16 protein-coding genes are annotated in these 16,032 nt (G+C 38.4%); all 16 read left to right on the top strand.

Annotated elements, in window-relative coordinates:
• The first annotated feature begins 78 nt into the window (after positions 1-78).
• The 16 genes from AC25Y5_RS17585 (at position 79) to AC25Y5_RS17510 (ending at position 15,835) form a co-directional block, all read left to right on the top strand.
• A complete protein-coding gene (locus AC25Y5_RS17585; protein ID WP_488141429.1) occupies positions 79-1,281 on the top strand; it encodes a dipeptidase in 1,203 nt (400 codons plus the stop codon).
• A gap of 15 nt (positions 1,282-1,296) precedes the next feature.
• Positions 1,297-2,061 carry an SDR family NAD(P)-dependent oxidoreductase gene (locus AC25Y5_RS17580; protein ID WP_488141428.1) on the top strand — a complete coding sequence of 255 codons (765 nt, stop codon included), beginning with the start codon at positions 1,297-1,299 and terminating at the stop codon, positions 2,059-2,061.
• 26 nt (positions 2,062-2,087) lie between these two features.
• A complete protein-coding gene (locus tag AC25Y5_RS17575) occupies positions 2,088-2,450 on the top strand; it encodes a hypothetical protein (protein ID WP_488141427.1) in 363 nt (120 codons plus the stop codon).
• A gap of 81 nt (positions 2,451-2,531) precedes the next feature.
• Positions 2,532-3,572: a TRAP transporter substrate-binding protein gene (locus AC25Y5_RS17570; RefSeq protein ID WP_488141426.1), complete on the top strand. Its 1,041-nt coding sequence runs from the start codon at positions 2,532-2,534 to the stop codon at positions 3,570-3,572.
• 26 nt (positions 3,573-3,598) lie between these two features.
• Positions 3,599-4,162 (top strand): TRAP transporter small permease, encoded by a 564-nt coding sequence (locus tag AC25Y5_RS17565; protein ID WP_488141425.1) that lies wholly within the window; start codon positions 3,599-3,601, stop codon positions 4,160-4,162.
• A gap of 1 nt (position 4,163) precedes the next feature.
• Positions 4,164-5,453: a TRAP transporter large permease gene (locus AC25Y5_RS17560; protein WP_488141424.1), complete on the top strand. Its 1,290-nt coding sequence runs from the start codon at positions 4,164-4,166 to the stop codon at positions 5,451-5,453.
• Between the two features lie 82 nt (positions 5,454-5,535).
• On the top strand, positions 5,536-5,667 hold the full coding sequence (locus AC25Y5_RS17555) for a hypothetical protein (protein ID WP_488141423.1): 132 nt from the start codon (positions 5,536-5,538) through the stop codon (positions 5,665-5,667).
• Complete coding sequence (locus tag AC25Y5_RS17550) at positions 5,660-7,081, top strand: amidase (protein WP_488141422.1); 1,422 nt, start codon at positions 5,660-5,662, stop codon at positions 7,079-7,081. The genes AC25Y5_RS17555 and AC25Y5_RS17550 overlap by 8 nt, the downstream gene beginning before the upstream one ends.
• A gap of 18 nt (positions 7,082-7,099) precedes the next feature.
• Complete coding sequence (locus AC25Y5_RS17545) at positions 7,100-8,152, top strand: TRAP transporter substrate-binding protein (protein WP_488141421.1); 1,053 nt, start codon at positions 7,100-7,102, stop codon at positions 8,150-8,152.
• Positions 8,153-8,172: 20 nt separating this feature from the next.
• A complete protein-coding gene (locus tag AC25Y5_RS17540) occupies positions 8,173-9,273 on the top strand; it encodes an NAD/NADP octopine/nopaline dehydrogenase family protein (protein ID WP_488141420.1) in 1,101 nt (366 codons plus the stop codon).
• A complete protein-coding gene (locus AC25Y5_RS17535) occupies positions 9,260-10,294 on the top strand; it encodes a 3-hydroxybutyryl-CoA dehydrogenase (RefSeq protein ID WP_488141419.1) in 1,035 nt (344 codons plus the stop codon). Before AC25Y5_RS17540 ends, AC25Y5_RS17535 begins: the two co-directional genes overlap by 14 nt.
• Positions 10,295-10,888: 594 nt before the next feature.
• Positions 10,889-12,295, top strand: coding sequence for an MFS transporter (locus tag AC25Y5_RS17530; RefSeq protein ID WP_488141418.1), 1,407 nt, complete (start codon positions 10,889-10,891; stop codon positions 12,293-12,295).
• Between the two features lie 195 nt (positions 12,296-12,490).
• Complete coding sequence (locus tag AC25Y5_RS17525) at positions 12,491-13,012, top strand: TRAP transporter small permease (protein ID WP_488141417.1); 522 nt, start codon at positions 12,491-12,493, stop codon at positions 13,010-13,012.
• A 1-nt stretch (position 13,013) separates the two neighbouring features.
• The gene (locus AC25Y5_RS17520) at positions 13,014-14,330 is read left to right on the top strand and encodes a TRAP transporter large permease (RefSeq protein ID WP_488141416.1); all 1,317 of its coding nucleotides are present in this window, start codon (positions 13,014-13,016) and stop codon (positions 14,328-14,330) included.
• Positions 14,331-14,376: 46 nt separating this feature from the next.
• Positions 14,377-15,390: a TRAP transporter substrate-binding protein DctP gene (dctP, locus tag AC25Y5_RS17515; RefSeq protein ID WP_488141415.1), complete on the top strand. Its 1,014-nt coding sequence runs from the start codon at positions 14,377-14,379 to the stop codon at positions 15,388-15,390.
• Between the two features lie 196 nt (positions 15,391-15,586).
• A complete protein-coding gene (locus AC25Y5_RS17510; RefSeq protein WP_488141414.1) occupies positions 15,587-15,835 on the top strand; it encodes a ferredoxin in 249 nt (82 codons plus the stop codon).
• The last annotated feature ends 197 nt before the right edge of the window (positions 15,836-16,032 follow it).

The following is a 16,032-nucleotide window of genomic DNA, read 5'->3' as shown; positions in this document are numbered from 1 at the left end:
CGATAAAGAGAAAAAATGGCAAGAAGCGTTTCCTTTGAATGAAGCATTTGAAAAAAATCCTGTGGCAGTTAAATAGTGATGAATGAGAAACAATACGACGGATATACATCCTTTAGTTATTTAAAGGCCAACCAGGATTACAAACAGTATGGCCTATCTACAGAACTTGATCGTGTTCCGGTTTATTCTTTGAACCTGTCAGAGAGTGAAGAAAAGAGATTGAGTGAAATGTTGACTGAAAACTTAATCATATCTTTAAGGGATCATGGTTTTATTGTCCCGAAAAAACGTGAAGATATACTTCCGTATTGCAGTGAGTTACATACATCCTTTCATTATGAGGGTATCGCGAAATCCGGGATTGATGTAATATTTGAAAACTTTATGGACGGTATTTCTACAATTACATCGAAAAACGGATTGAAATGGGATGATGTTATTTATTTGCTAGGTATGAGATATGCGGATATTCAACGTCAAAATACTGTTTATCTAGCGAAATCCTACAATGATTTAAAAAAAGCAAAACGTCAGAAACAAACTGCGCTTATACCTTCCTTAGAGGCGGCCAGTATTTTGGAAAACGAGATTGATCGAGTAGATATATTATATGGATTCGGCATTCGGTGTATGGGGATTACCTATAACGAATCAAACACGCTAGGTTCGGGACTCGTAGAACAGCGCGACGGTGGTTTAACGAACTTTGGTCGGCGGGTTATTGAACGAATGAATACGTTGGGGATGATTATTGATATTTCTCATTGCGGCGATCAAACAAGTTTAGACGTCATTGAAGCTAGTCGAAATCCCGTTTTGATGACACATGCGGGCGCACGTGCATTATGGAATACCCCAAGAATGAAACCGGACAATGTTTTAAAAGCCTGCGCCGAAAAAGGTGGAATTGTTGGTATATGTGCTGCACCAAATACAACTTTGACAAAAACATCACCAACCCATTCGATTCAATCAGTAATGGAGCATTTCGAGTATATAAAAGATTTAGTTGGCATTGATCATGTTGGCTTTGGCCCTGACACATTTTTTGGGGATCATGTAGCATTGCAGAATGCGTTTGATGATATGTTAGGTATTTCAGCCTCGCATAGTGGTGAAGTTTTTAATGAGTCGCCATATGTAGAGGGGCTTGAAAATCCTTCGGAAGCAATGAAAAACATGATTGGCTGGATGGTGAAGAAGAAGTACACGACTAAAGACATTGCCAAAGCCTCCGGACGAAATGCCATGAGGGTTATTGAAGAAATTTTAATAGACTAGGAGACGAATGACATCATGGTGAATAAGAATGCAGTAGATCAAGTGGCAATTGTTACAGGGGCAGGCCAGGGGCTGGGTCTTGCGATTGCTGAAAAGTTTCTATCTGAGGGAATGAAGGTTGTCTTTGTTGATGTAAATGAACAATTGTTAAGGCAAGTTAAAGCTTCTGACCTTTTAAACCAATACGATTCTTCAAAATCAATGTTTTTAACTGTAGATGTGTCGGATGTATCTGCTATTAAAGATAGCGTACAGGCGATTCTAGAAAACTGGTCTCGTATTGATATTTTAGTGAATAACGCCGGTGTTCGTAAAGAGACATCTATCGAAGACATGACAGAGGATGAATGGAATCTAATTTTATCTGTTAATCTTGGTGGAACATTCTTCTACTCCCAGGCCGTATTAAACATCATGAAAGAACAAAAAAAGGGACGTATTATTAACATATCCTCATACGGTGGACAAGCAGGACCGCTTTCCTCTGGTGCGCATTATTGTGCCTCAAAAGCAGGTCAACTTGTACTAACTAAAGTATTTGCACGGTCATTGGCTAGTCAGGGCATCACTGTAAATGCAGTTGCCCCGGCGGCAATTGAGACACCGGAAATGGAAAATATTGATTCCGTCAAATTAGAGAAAATGAAAGAAAGTATCCCTGTACAAAGATTTGGTAAGGCAGAAGAAGTTGCTAGTATGGTTTTATACCTAGCATCAGACGCCGCAGGTTACATTACAGGTTCTACCTTTGATATTAACGGCGGCTTATTAATGCGATAAATATATACTAAGAGGAGATGGAAGAATTGGGAGAAATTAAACATGGTGCACCACAAATACCAAATCCACTAAGGGTCTTTATTACTTTTGAATCAACAGGGTGGTTTGATACTACACAGGAACAAAAGGAAAAAGAACTGTTACCCAAGCTCAAATCTATTATAGAAGAATGGGAAAGTAATGGGTCAGAATTGCTTGGGACATTCGATCGGGATATCTTAACAGCGGGACATGCGGGTCCGAATAATTGGCATGCTTGTTTTCTTTATAATATTCCTGACTTGCAAACAGTTACAAATATGACGCATTCATTTCGCGAAGCGGGTATAGACCGGTATTTCCGTCTAGAAGCATCTATTGGTCGACCATTTTTCCTAGTGGAAAATTAATAATTAAGGATAAAATATTAAATAGCAATACTAATAGGGAAATTTTACTTCCCTATTAGTGTCTATAAAAGGAGTGGGAGAATGAAAAAGTTTCTTATTTTAATGTCCACAGTGTTAGTAGTTATAATACTTGGCGCTTGTGGTGGAACTAATGAAGAAGGAAGTAAAGCTAAAGACGATGTAATTAAACTGACATATGCGTTTTTCGCACCGCCAAATACATTTCCAGCTGTTCAAATGGAAGAATGGAAAAAACGACTTGAGGAAAGAACTAATGGAAAAGTCAAAGTAGATCTTTTTCTTGGTGGAACTTTACTAGAAGCCAATAATATGTATGATGGCGTAGCCAACGGAACGGCAGATATTGGGTTAACATCTACATCCTATGAACCAGGTAGATTCCCACTATTGTCAATATCGGATATGCCATCTGGTTATAAAAATGCGGTAGTAGCGAGTAACGTGTTGGCAGATCTAGTAAAAGAATATCCTCAGGATGCATTAAAAGATTTTAAAATTATTACAACTTTTGCAACAGAACCTGCCTACATTCAAAGTGTGAAATCCATATCTTCAATGAAGGATCTAAAAGGTCAACAATTGCGTATTGCCGGAGCATTAGCACCGATTATGACAGGGCTAGGGGCTGCACCCGTTGGTATGTCACAAGCCGAAGTACCAGAAGCGTTGCAGACTGGAATTGTTGAAGGATATGTTTCGTCGAGGGAAATACTAAAGGACTCGAAATTAGCAGAAATGGTCGGTTATGTAACGGATTATCCGCTAGCTTTAAATACATTTATTGCCGTGATGAATCAAGAGAAGTGGGATTCACTCCCTGAAGATGTACAAAAAGTTATCGATGAATTAAATTCGGAAATGACTGAATTTACTGGGAACTATTTAGATAATCACGTGAAGGAATCTATGGAATGGAGCATAGAAAATCACGGACTTGAAGTTGTTGAATTATCTGATGTTGAGAAAGAAAAGTGGGATAAAAAGCTAGGAGACATGCAAACTGAGTTTGTACAGAATGTTGAAAAAGATGGCTTACCTGCCGAAGAATACCTGAAGAAGATGGAAGAATTGATCAAGAAGTATAATGAAGAAAGCGAATAATATCTTTATAAATGGAGGTGCTGGGGATGGAAAATGAGCAAGTCATACAATTTGATACTGAAAATCCGAAACTCTCTGCGGATGGAGAGGGAAAAGAAAAAGCAGCTTCATCAAATTTATTTTTTAAAGTTACTGACTACTTTAATCAAGCGCTAGCTGTTTTAGCAGGACTTGCCCTCATATCAATGATGTTGTTGGTTGTTTTTAATTCTTTTAAACGGCTATACTCTGACCCGATTTCGGGAACGGTGGAGATTGTCAGTTGGCTGGGTGCAATTACGGGTGTTTTTGCCCTCGGTTATACTCAATTGAATAAAGGACATGTATATATTGATATGGTGTTAGATAAATTTCCTACTTTAATACACAAAGTGATTCACACCTTCATGAATGTTTTGAGTATTTTCTTTTTCATAATAGCTGCTTGGCAAATTACGATATATGGTCTTAACTTACGAAATGACGGGGTGGTATCTCAAACAATCCAATTTTCATTCTATCCTCTTGTTATTTTATGTTCGATTGGATTCATCGGCTTAGTTTTAGCTATTGTGAAAGAAACGATTTTGATTTGGAAGGAGGCGTCTTAAAATGGATCCGAATCTATTAGCAGTCTTAGGAATTCTAGCATTATTCGTATTCATGTTTTTACGGATGCCGATTAGTTTTTCGATGTTTATTGTCGGCTTTGTTGGTCTAATGGTGGCTGCCTCGCCCAAAGCTGCGTATAACGTCTTGAGTGCAGATTTATGGAATCAATTTTCTAGCTATTCATTAAGTGTGATTCCGCTTTATATCTTAATGGGAGAAATTGTTTTTCGAACGGGAATTACAGAAAAGATGTTTGAAGCGGCTTATAAATGGGTTGGACATTTCCGTGGGGGAATGGCAAGTACAACCATTTTGGCAAGTGCGGGATTTGCATCTATCTGTGGATCCAATTCAGCAACAGCTGCAACTATGGGAACGATGGCTCTTCCAGAACTTGATAAATATAAATACGATAAGGCCCTTAGTACTGGGAGTATCGCAACAGGCGGGACTCTCGGTATTATCATCCCTCCAAGTACAGTATTAATCGTTCTTGCTTTACAGATGGAGCAATCAGTTAAAGAGCTATTTGTAGCAAGTGTTATACCAGGAATTTTCTTAACCGGGTTATTAATTCTTACGGTTGTCTACCTATGCAGAAAAAATCCGGAATTAGGGCCTGCTGGTGAGAGGTCAACTATGAAAGAAAGAATCTTATCATTAAGGGGCGTCATTCCTGTTGCGGTACTGTTTGTTTTTGTTATCGGTGGCTTGTATGTTGGTTTTTTCACACCCACTGAGTCAGGTGCATTTGGCGCATTCGGCGCAATTATTATTTCATTAGTAATGGGGAAAATGACAAGGAAAAACTTCCAAGTTGCTATAGCCGGAACGCTTCGTTCATCTGCGATGGTATTGATGCTTGTAGTTGGCGCAATGCTATTCGGTCGATTCTTAACTATTACGAGGCTACCGTATGCTGTTGCAGAGTGGGTTACTAACCTTCCTGTACCCCCGGTTGTTGTATTAATCTCAATTTTGCTGATATATGTAATTGGCGGATCAATTATGGATGCACTTGGTTTCTTAATAATTTCAATTCCTATTTTTTATCCAACTATTTTGGCGCTTGGTTATGATCCAGTCTGGTTCGCAGTTATTCTCTGTGTCGTGACAAGTATGGGAGCTATTACTCCACCAGTAGGTGTCAATGTTTTTGTTGTGCAGGGATTGACCCCAGAGACCCCGATTACTACAGTGTTTAAGGGAGCATCTTACTTCCTCGTTGCGTATGTAGCATTTATTGCACTACTAATAATGTTTCCACAAATCATATTGTTTGCCCTATAGTTAGCTTACATTTTAGTGAAATAGTCCAAAGGTAGTTGGCTGTTATTGGCTACCTCTTGGTTTTGAAAAGGGGATTTTATTGATGAATTTGACGGAATACTTAATTAATACTCGTGAAATAAAAAAAACAGAGCTTTTACTTGGCGAGCCAGCATTTACATTTTCGCTTGAAAACGATGAGGAAGATAGCGATGAGGAGGATAACGATGAGTGAACTCTTATTTGAAACCATTGAGACAGTAGGTTCATTAATTCAAAAGAAAAAAGTGTCACCTGTAGAATTAACTAAATTATCGCTCGCGCGCATCTATGAGCACGATTCTACACTGACAGCTTTTATAACGGTGATGGAAAAAGAAGCAATCGTTCAAGCAAAAGTATTAGAGGATGAGTTGCAAAATGGTAAAGTACGTGGACCAATGCATGGCATCCCTATTGCGGTGAAAGATTTACTACAGACAGAAGGTGTTCGTACGACGGGTGGATCAAAGATTTTTGAAAGTTGGATACCGGATCAAGATGCTACTTCCGTTCAAAGGATGAAGGATGCCGGAGCAATTATTATAGGAAAAGCAAATCTCCATGAATTTGCAATGGGAGCGACAACAGAAAATCCCCATTACGGAAATGCAAAGAATCCTTGGGATATAAAAAAAATACCTGGCGGTTCAAGCGGGGGATCAGCAATAGCCACAGCGACAGGAATGGCTTTTGGCTCTATTGGAACAGATACTGCAGGTTCAGTTCGTCTGCCAGCAGCCATGTGTGGAACGGTAGGATTTAAACCAACTTATGGACTCGTAAGTCGGCACGGTAGTTTCCCATTTAGTTGGTCACTTGACCATGTTGGACCGATGGCAAGAACGGTCAAAGATGCGGCAATTATGCTGGAGGTGATGAAGGGATATGATTCGAAAGATCATTCTTCTGTAAAGAAAAACCATCCAATTTTTTTCAAGGAATCATTACAGGATTTGAAAGGTGTCAAATTAGGTTTCTATGAACCTTATATGTTTTCGGGGATTGATTTAGGTGTTAAGCATGTAATTAAACAGGCATTTAACCAGTTAGAATCTCTTGGAGCGGAAATTATTCCTATTGACCTACCTGGAATCAATGAAGCACTTGATGGATTAAAAACAATTGCTCAATCTGAGGTTGTCTCTTTCCATGATTCTTTATTAAAAAAACATGGTGATTTATATGGAGAAGATCTGAAATTCCGTTTCAAATTTGGCCGTGATATTTCAGCGACAGCTTATATAAACGCCCAGCGTACTCGAAAGCAATTCATGGAAAACACTATTAGACAGATGAATGGAATTGATGCTCTTGTTGGCCCGACGAACGTCCAACCACCATTTGATATAGGTACGATGATTCCTGAACAGGCAATAAGCAATATGTTTACACTTGGTAAAACACCTCTTGCTAATATATTAGGTTTTCCAGCACTTTCTGTGGCGTGCGGATTTACAGAAGCTAAGCTTCCGGTGGGACTTCAACTAATCGGTAAGCCATTTTCGGATAAAAGGGTTCTGGAGATTGGAGATTGTTATGAACGGTCCGAGCAATGGGTGCAAGCGTTGAAAATGAATACGAACTACTATAAGGCTTATCAACGTTAGGTGAAAAGGGGAGTAGTTATGAAAAGTGAGAAGTTGAAATCGTTGTTAATCCTTTTTTTCTGTATGTCTTTGGTCTTTGTGTTAGCTGCCTGCAGTGCAGAAGTGGAGGAATCTAAAAAAGAAAAGGGGGATGGCAAACCGATAAAGTTGTCATATGCGTTTTTTGCTCCTGACAGTACTTTTCCAGCTATTCAAATGAAGAAGTGGGCGGAAGAACTAGAATCAAGAACGAATGGAAAAGTTCAAATTGAAATGTTTTATGGCGCTACGCTACTTGAAGCGAATAATATGTTTGATGGCGTAGCAAATGGAACCGCGGATATCGGACTCACTGCAACAACATATGAACCGGGTCGATTTCCATTGCTAGAAATATCAGACCTTCCTTCAGGCTATCCCAACTCTGAGGTGGCAAGCCAAGTTGTCCATAGCTTAATTGAACAGTATCCACCGGAAGCACTAAAAGACTTTAAGGTGATTACTGCCTTTGCAACAGAGCCTTCATTTATTCAGAGTAGAGAACCAATTTCGAATCTCGAGGAAATGTCCGGCAAGCAATTACGAATTTCTGGCGGATTGACGCCTGTCATGAAGATGCTCGGTGCAGCTCCCGTAGGCATGTCTCAGGCTGAAGTCCCCGAAGCGCTACAGACAAGTGTAATCGAAGGGAATGTTTCTTCGCGAGAGGTGTTAAAAGATTTTAAACTCGCCGAAGCAGTAAAGTATGTGACGGACTATCCATTTGCTATTACATCGTTTGTAGCTGTGATGAACAAAGATACGTGGGAATCGCTTCCGAAAGATGTACAGGAAATCATTGACGAACTTAGTAGTGAAATGAGTTTATTTGCTGGGCAATACTTGGATAAGCATGTAGAAGAATCGATGAAATGGAGTAAAGAGGAGGAAGGGCTAGAAGTTGTTTCTTTGACTGAAGAAGAAAGTGCGAAATGGGATGATTTGTTAAAGGAACTCCAGATACAAGCAGTTCAAAGTGCAGATGATAAAGGATTATCTGGCTCTGAATATCAAAAAAAGTTGTATGAACTTATTGAAAAGTATTCCAAATAAAAGCTAAGGGGAGTGACAAAATGGAGATTGCAGTAATAGGTGGGGGAAATGGATGTTATGCAGCGGCAGTAGATTTAACCGAAAAAGGGCATCAAGTAAGATTCTGGAGAAGAGATAAAGAAGCATTTAAAGAAGTTTTAGATAAACAATCGATTGATGTAAGAGATGCTAAGGGTACACGATCAATTCCACTTCAACTAGCTACTGATGATTTAAAAGCAGCCGTTCAGGGGGTAAAGCTGATAGTCATTCCATTACCAGCTTTTACACAGGAGTCAATAGCGGAACAACTTGCGCCAGTTCTTGAAGATGGACAAGTAATCTTCCTGCCACCAGGAACATTTGGTAGTTATATAATGTCGGGAATACTTGCAGAAAAAGGATGTAAAGCAAATGTAGTATTTGCGGAAACAGGCACGCTTCCTTACCTGGCGAGGAAGTATGATCAACAAACAGTATCTATTTCCGGCAGGGCAACACGACTTCCAACTGGTTTTTTTCCAAGTGAACAATCCGAATATGGCTTCGGCATACTGAAAGAGGCCTACCCGGCGGTTGAGCTAATAGAAGATGCACTCGATGGTGCATTGATGAATGCGGGACCAATTATTCACCCGCCGCTTATTTTAATGAACGCTGGACCAATCGAACATTTCGATAAATGGGATATTCATGATGAAGGAACGCAGGTATCGACTAGAAATGTCCATAAGTCTTTGGATGCGGAAAGAATCAAAATCCGTGAAGCATTGGGCTATAAAGCGCCACATTTCCCATTAGACGATCATTACAACCTTGATGGTGATGAATGGATGTATGGAAATGGAGCTCATGAAAAGCTTGTTGACGGTGAAGATTGGTTTGAACCATTGGAATTAAAATCGCATCGTTATATGCGAGAAGATATTGAATGCGGACTAGCTTTCCTTGTCTCAGTGGGTGACTGGCTTGGTGTTCCGGTGCCGGTAGCAACGGGACTGCTTGCAATTGCGTCCAGTGTAGTTGGAGAAGATTTAAGGAAAACAGGAAGAACACTTGAAAATCTTCAACTGGCCTCTAAAACGCAAGATGAGCTTAAAGATATTCTACAAAAGGGATTAGTTCAATATGAAGTTAACTAAAGAGTTTGTCGCGATTGCGGGTGCCGGTAGGATGGGGCGGGGGATTGCATTAACTTTTGCCTATCAGGGATATCAAGTTTGTTTAATTGATATTAAAAAAAGAGAAGAAAAGGAGTTCGAACAACTGTCCTTACAAGCAATAGAGGAAATCAAAAGCCAGTTGGAAGTTTTGGTATTGTCGAATATCGTTCCAAGAGAATCGGTAGACCTGATCTTAAATCGAGTTACGATTTGTCGTATTGATGATGAGGCAAGTGAATGGAAAAGGGCAGATGTACTATTTGAAGCAGTGCCAGAGATTATAGAAATAAAACAAGATGTTTTCGAACGGATTTGTTTGGAACTACCCGTGAAAACACTTATAGCTTCAACAACATCCTCTTTTTCAGCAAATGATTTAGCAGCTTATGTGACACATAAAGAAAGATTTATGAACACTCATTGGCTGAATCCCGCATACTTAATTCCACTTGTGGAGGTAAGTCCAGGAAATGAAACGGGTGAACACTCATTAAAGGAAATGTTTGAATTGCTTGAGTGTATTGGGAAAGCACCTATTAAGTGCGCGCCTTCTCCTGGATTTATTGTTCCAAGAATTCAGGCGCTTGCAATGAATGAAGCAGCCCGCTTAATTGAGGATAAGGTGGCCTCAGCTGAAGATATTGATAAAGCGATACGAACTGGATTCGGGATTAGGTTTGCTGTTATGGGCCTTTTGGAATTTACTGATTGGGGAGGCGTGGATACGCTTTTCCATGCAAGTAATTACTTGAAAGAATCGCTTCAGGATGAGCGATTTGCACCACCAAAGATAATTGAAGAAAAAATGAAAAGCGGCGAAGTTGGTATGAAATCAAAAAAAGGATTTTATGATTTTGATGAAGAAAAAATTACTGATTATCAGTTGGAGACCCTAACGAAGTTTATCGATTTACTGCAACATTTGGGATTCATGACTGTTCCGGAAACAGAGAAAGTTCTTCAAGGAGCTGAATCTAAAAAAAACTTAATAGAGAGGTAATCCATTCTACTGACAAAACTACTGTTTGGCTCATGGAAATTGCATGGGCTGGACAGGTTCAATCGAAGAACCTTCGATTGAATTGTTGACATTCATTTATTTTTTTAAAATTCCGTGTATATGATTTCACTAGTAGCTTTTCCAATCCAATACGGTGACTGATCAGTCTAATGTGAGTTCGATTGTTTGGTTACCTTTCTGATGAAATTAATGCTTGAAAGAATTCTTGAATAAGAACCAATGCTTTCTGGTCTTATTATGACTGTGGAATAAATTGGTGAAATATTACTGATTACATAAAAGGTGATATGTGGAGTCTGATTGAATTCTACCTAAATTGGACATTGCTTGTGAATTAATTCTGGCCGGTTTATAGTTCATCTGTAAAAAAATAGATAAAAGGGCATCCCGTTATGCGTGTAGGTATTAATGAATAGAACTAACTTTCTGCGAAAGCTATCCTTTCTAGTTAAGCTGAAAATACCTATAAGGATTTACTGGCGTGTACATTAGGATTGTTTTTTTAGCTTAGAATTGTAATTACAGGACAAGTAACAATACGGGCTCCACAAGTTTTGAAAGGGGTAAATATAAATGAAATCAATCAATCCAATGAAAGTTATTGATAGAAGCCGCATTCACTCATTTCATATAGTACTAGCAGCTTGGCTTTTTTTCATTATTATGTTTGATGGCTACGATGTTGTAATTTATGGAGCGGTTGTTTCATCCCTAATGGTGGAATGGGGGATGTCGGATGTGATGGCCGGAGCAATTGGTAGTTACACAATTGCAGGAACGGTGATTGGTGCAGTCACCTTTGGTTTGCTATCGGATAAAATTGGTAGAAAGAAAGTAATTATTATATGTGTAGTTTTATTCAGCTTTTTCACCTTCCTTTCTGGTTTTGCGACAGGACCGGTAATGTTTACAGTCCTTCGAATCATAGCTGGTCTTGGACTTGGTGGTGTTATGCCTAATGTCATGGCGTTAATGACTGAATTTGCACCGAAATATAAGAGGACTGCGCTCGTAGCATACGTGTTTGCAGGCTATTCTGTAGGGGGGATTATTGCAGCGTTAACAACACGTGCGTTACTTCCAACTCTAGGATGGGAACCGGCATTTTGGATTGCTGCTATTCCGCTATTCATGCTCCCTTTAATTATATGGAAAGTACCCGAGTCGGTCGTATTTCTACTTGGAAAAGGGGAAGTAGAAAAAGCAAAGAAGATATTGATGAAAATCGATCCGACCATTACATTGTCGACTGAGCTGGAAATGCCGCAGTCAAATAGAAGTACTGCAGGGATGCCGGTTGTTAAAATGTTTGAGGATAAGAGAGCCATCAGTACGCTTATGTTTTGGATTGCTAGCTTCTGTTCATTGCTACTTGTATTCTCTTTATCTACATGGCTGCCACGCCTCCTAATGCAGGCGGGCTATGACTTAAGATCTAGTTTAATCTTCACGGCGGTCATGCAAGTTGGGGCAATTGTTGGAACGATAGTACTTGGACCTGTTATGGATAAAATTGGATCTAAAAAAGTACTTGTACCACTCTTTTTCTCTGGAGCTCTTGCACTTGGGCTAATTGGTTATTCAAAAAGTACGGCTCTCGTGTTTGGATTGATTGCAATAATAGGTGCCGCGACTATTGGCGTTCAGAACCTGTCAAGTACATTTGTATCTCAATATTACCCGACCCATATACGCGCGTCCGCACTTGGTAGCACAATGGCTATAGGTCGGATAGGCGGTATCTTAGCCCCAGTGCTAATTGGTATTTTACTGACAATGAATTTACAACCGCAATTTAACTTTGGGATGATTGGAATCGCATCTTTAATTGGTGGTACTGCGCTAATATTTGTTCAGGAGAAACATGCATCCTATAACAAGTCGGAAGAAGTTGAGGAAGAAAGTCTGGACCCGATTAAGGTGGAAAAAGCTGAAGAAGAATATCTGGAACCGGTCCAAATGATTACAGAAGTAAAATGAACAAAATTTCCCAGGAAACCTGTTATTTATTAGAAATCCATTCTACTCAAAGGTGGGAAGGGGGTAGATAAACTACACGTTTCCAATTAAGCACATGTTAGGTGAAAAACAATCTGGGTCATTATAGATGCGATTTAAAATCTATTTGGTTATTAAATATAGAGTTGAATGAATTCACTTGAAGAGGGGGGGAAGATGAATGTGCTAGCAAGAATGAATAAGTTTTTTGATTCTATTTTAAATATTATGGCTGTCATAGGCAGGATAGTAATCATAATTATTAGTTTGTTAATTATGATTGACATCGTTTCATTAAAATTTTTTAGTCACTCATTTTCTTGGATTATGGAGGTTTCAGAGTATCTTTTAGTACTTTTAACTTTTCTAGGCGTGGCTTGGCTATTAAAAGAAGATGGACATATTAAACTAGACTTATTATTAAATAGATTAAGTGATAGAAATAGAATACGTATGGAAATATTGAATTCGTTCATTGGAGCTGTAATATCCTTGGTAATTACGGTGTATGGATTTATGGCAACTTGGAACTTATATGTGAGAGGTATAAAGACAGAAACAATTTTGGAAATTCCTCGTTCTTTACTCATCGTCATCATCCCAATTGGTTTTACATTCGTCTTCATACAATTCATTAGAAACCATTTATCTGCTATAAACGAACTTAAATCAAAAAACCAAAAAAATAGGAGGAAATGAAATGGAGTGGTGGGGTGTTCTAGCACTTGTCTTTGGAAGTATGTTTATTCTATTTATGATTGGATTACCGATAGCATTCTCATTTCTGACAATTAATATTGTTGGTGTAATTATATTATGGAATGGAGAAGCAGGACTCAATCAATTAATATTAAATATATTTTCTTCGGTCTCAAAGTTTTCTTTATTACCTATCCCAATGTTTATTTTAATGGGCGAGATTATGTTTCGAACCGGTTTAGGTTTTAAAGTTTTTGAAGCAGTCGGAAAATGGTTTGGGAATTTACCAGGAAGGCTCAGTATTGTCGCCGTAGGAAGTGGAACATTATTTTCAGTTTTAAGTGGTTCTAGTGTAGCAAGTACAGCTTTGTTAGGATCGTTACTAGTCCCGGATATGCAGAAAAAGGGCTATAGCCCTGCAATGACTGTTGGCCCTATTCTTGGTAGTGCAGGTCTTGCTACTATGATTCCCCCAACAGCATTAGGTATATTGCTTGCTTCACTTGCGTCAATCCCTGTAGGACATTTTTTATTTTCAATTGTCTTACCAGGAATTCTATTAGCTATAATATTTGTTTTATATATTATTATCAGATGTTATTTGCAGCCAGAATTAGCTCCTGCTTATGATGTTGAGAAAGTTCCCTTATCTGAGAAGTTAATAGATACTGTTAAATATATTTTACCACTTGGATTTGTCGTCTTCCTTCTATTAGGAGTAATTATACTTGGAATTGCAACACCGACCCAAAGTGCAGTTCTGGGAGCGTTGGGAACTATTGTACTTTCCTACTTTTATGGAGGATTAACTTGGGGGAAGTTCTGGGAATCTCTTAATGGGACACTAAGATCCAGTGTAATGATATTTATGATTATTATTGGATCAACTACGTTTGGTCAAATTTTAAGCTATACGGGTGTTACCCAAGGTCTTGTACAACTTGTAGGAAACCTAGAATTTCATCCAATAATGATATTAATAATGATTCAAATTGTTCTACTTATACTTGGCTGCTTTATGGAGCCTTTATCGATAATGATGATGACGCTTCCAGTACTAATGCCTATAGCAAACACTATGGGATTCGATCCTTTATGGTTTGGGGCGATTATGCTTCTTAATATGCAAATTGCAACAATTACACCGCCATTTGGCATGGATCTTTTTGCAATGAAGGCAGTGATTCCGAAAGATTCGATATCCATGAAAGAAATCTATGTGGCGGTAATTCCGTTTATCTTATTGAATTTAGTAGTGATGGCACTAATGATTATATTTCCAACTTTAACTTTATGGTTACCGAGTTTCGTTAAATAGTTAGTTTATTTGTGAAAAAAATTAAATTAGCAGGAGGAATAAGGAAATGAAGAAGAATTCAAAAATGTACAAAGTAATAACATTAATGCTAATGGCTATCCTTTTAGTAGCTTGCTCTAATGGTGAAAATACTGGGGAAAAAGGCAGTGAGTCAAATGAAATGACACTGAATGCTGTTAGCTTTTTACCAAAAGATCACCCGTTAACAGCAACCCTTCATGATTGGATTGAGACGGTAGAGAAAGCAACCGAGGGCAGAGTGAAGGTGAATTGGCGAGGCGGAGCTGATGTTATCCCTATTGGCGAGCAGTTTGAAGCAATGAATTCTGGTGTTATGGATATAAACTTTACTTATATTGGACAATACCAGTCACTTGCACCTGAAACACTCAGTATAGCCTTATCACAACTGAAGCCATGGGAAGAAAGAGAAAATGGGTTTTACGATTTAATGGTGAAACGACATGAAGAAATGAACGTAATGTACTTGGGACGCTGGTTAACAGGTTCGCCAAGGTTATGGTTAAACAATCCGATAGATAGTATTGATGATCTAAAAAGCATGCCAATTAGATCCGCTCCAAATTATACTCGTTTTTTTGAGAAACTTGGAATAGCTTCTGCAATGATTGATCCTTCCGAAGTATATACATCGTTACAAACAGGCGTTGTTGAGGGGTTTGTATATGGAGGATTCAACGGGCCTAGGAAAGATGGTTGGACTGATTCATCTAAGTATATTTTAGATCACCCGTTTTGGACGCAAAATTGTACGATACTGATGAACAATGAAAAATGGAATGAAATCTCGGAAAAAGACCGTGAAGCAATTATTTCCGCAACTGCTGACTATGAGAAAGACATGGTTGAATACTACGAAGAGCTTGATAAAAAAGAATTAGTCGAGTTGGAAAATGTCGGAGTCGAACTTTTTAAATTGCCTAAAGATGAAGAGAAAAAGTTCTTAGATATGGCATATGATACTGAATGGGAATTTTTAGAGAAAGAAGTGCCGGAATTGGTAGACGAACTAAGGTCATTAACTACCAAGCCTGATTAAGGCACCGAATTATTTTAAGATAATAAGTAGCGGTTCAAGAATAATTAATCCCAATGCCCAATCAATCTAATTATATATTGATTGGGCATATAACTAAACTGAAAAGTAATGAGATTGTAAGTATAAAAAGAAAAGAATGATTATGCTACATGTCTCAGTATTAAACAACTACTAAACTTAGAAAGAGGCGAAAAAAATGACAAAGTATACAATTGTTGATCAAGAAACATGTATTGCTTGTGGAGCTTGTGGAGAAACAGCGCCAGGTGTTTATGCTTATACTGATGATGGAATTTCATATGTGATACTCGATGATAATAAAGGTATCACTGAAGTTCCGGATGATTTGCTTGAAGACATGGAAGACGCGTATGAAGGGTGCCCAACGGAGTCCATAAAAATCGAAGATGTACCATTTGATGGAGATCCACTTAAATATGAATAGAGGATTTTATGTAACTTAGAGATCCAACTATTTGTATAACCTAATAAAGTAAAGACCTACATAGAAGAATAGTGAATAAGTATCCTAGGAAAAGGTATGAATTTACAGTAAATTCCGGATTATGCAGTGAGAAGTTGTAATGAATAATCAAAATGCAACGAGTTAAAAGACGGTTAAAACCCAATTATCTACCAAGA

This window comes from Sporosarcina sp. Y1011, from assembly GCF_057669885.1.
Note: the sequence above shows the minus strand (reverse complement) of the source record. Positions and strands in the feature narration are given on the sequence as shown.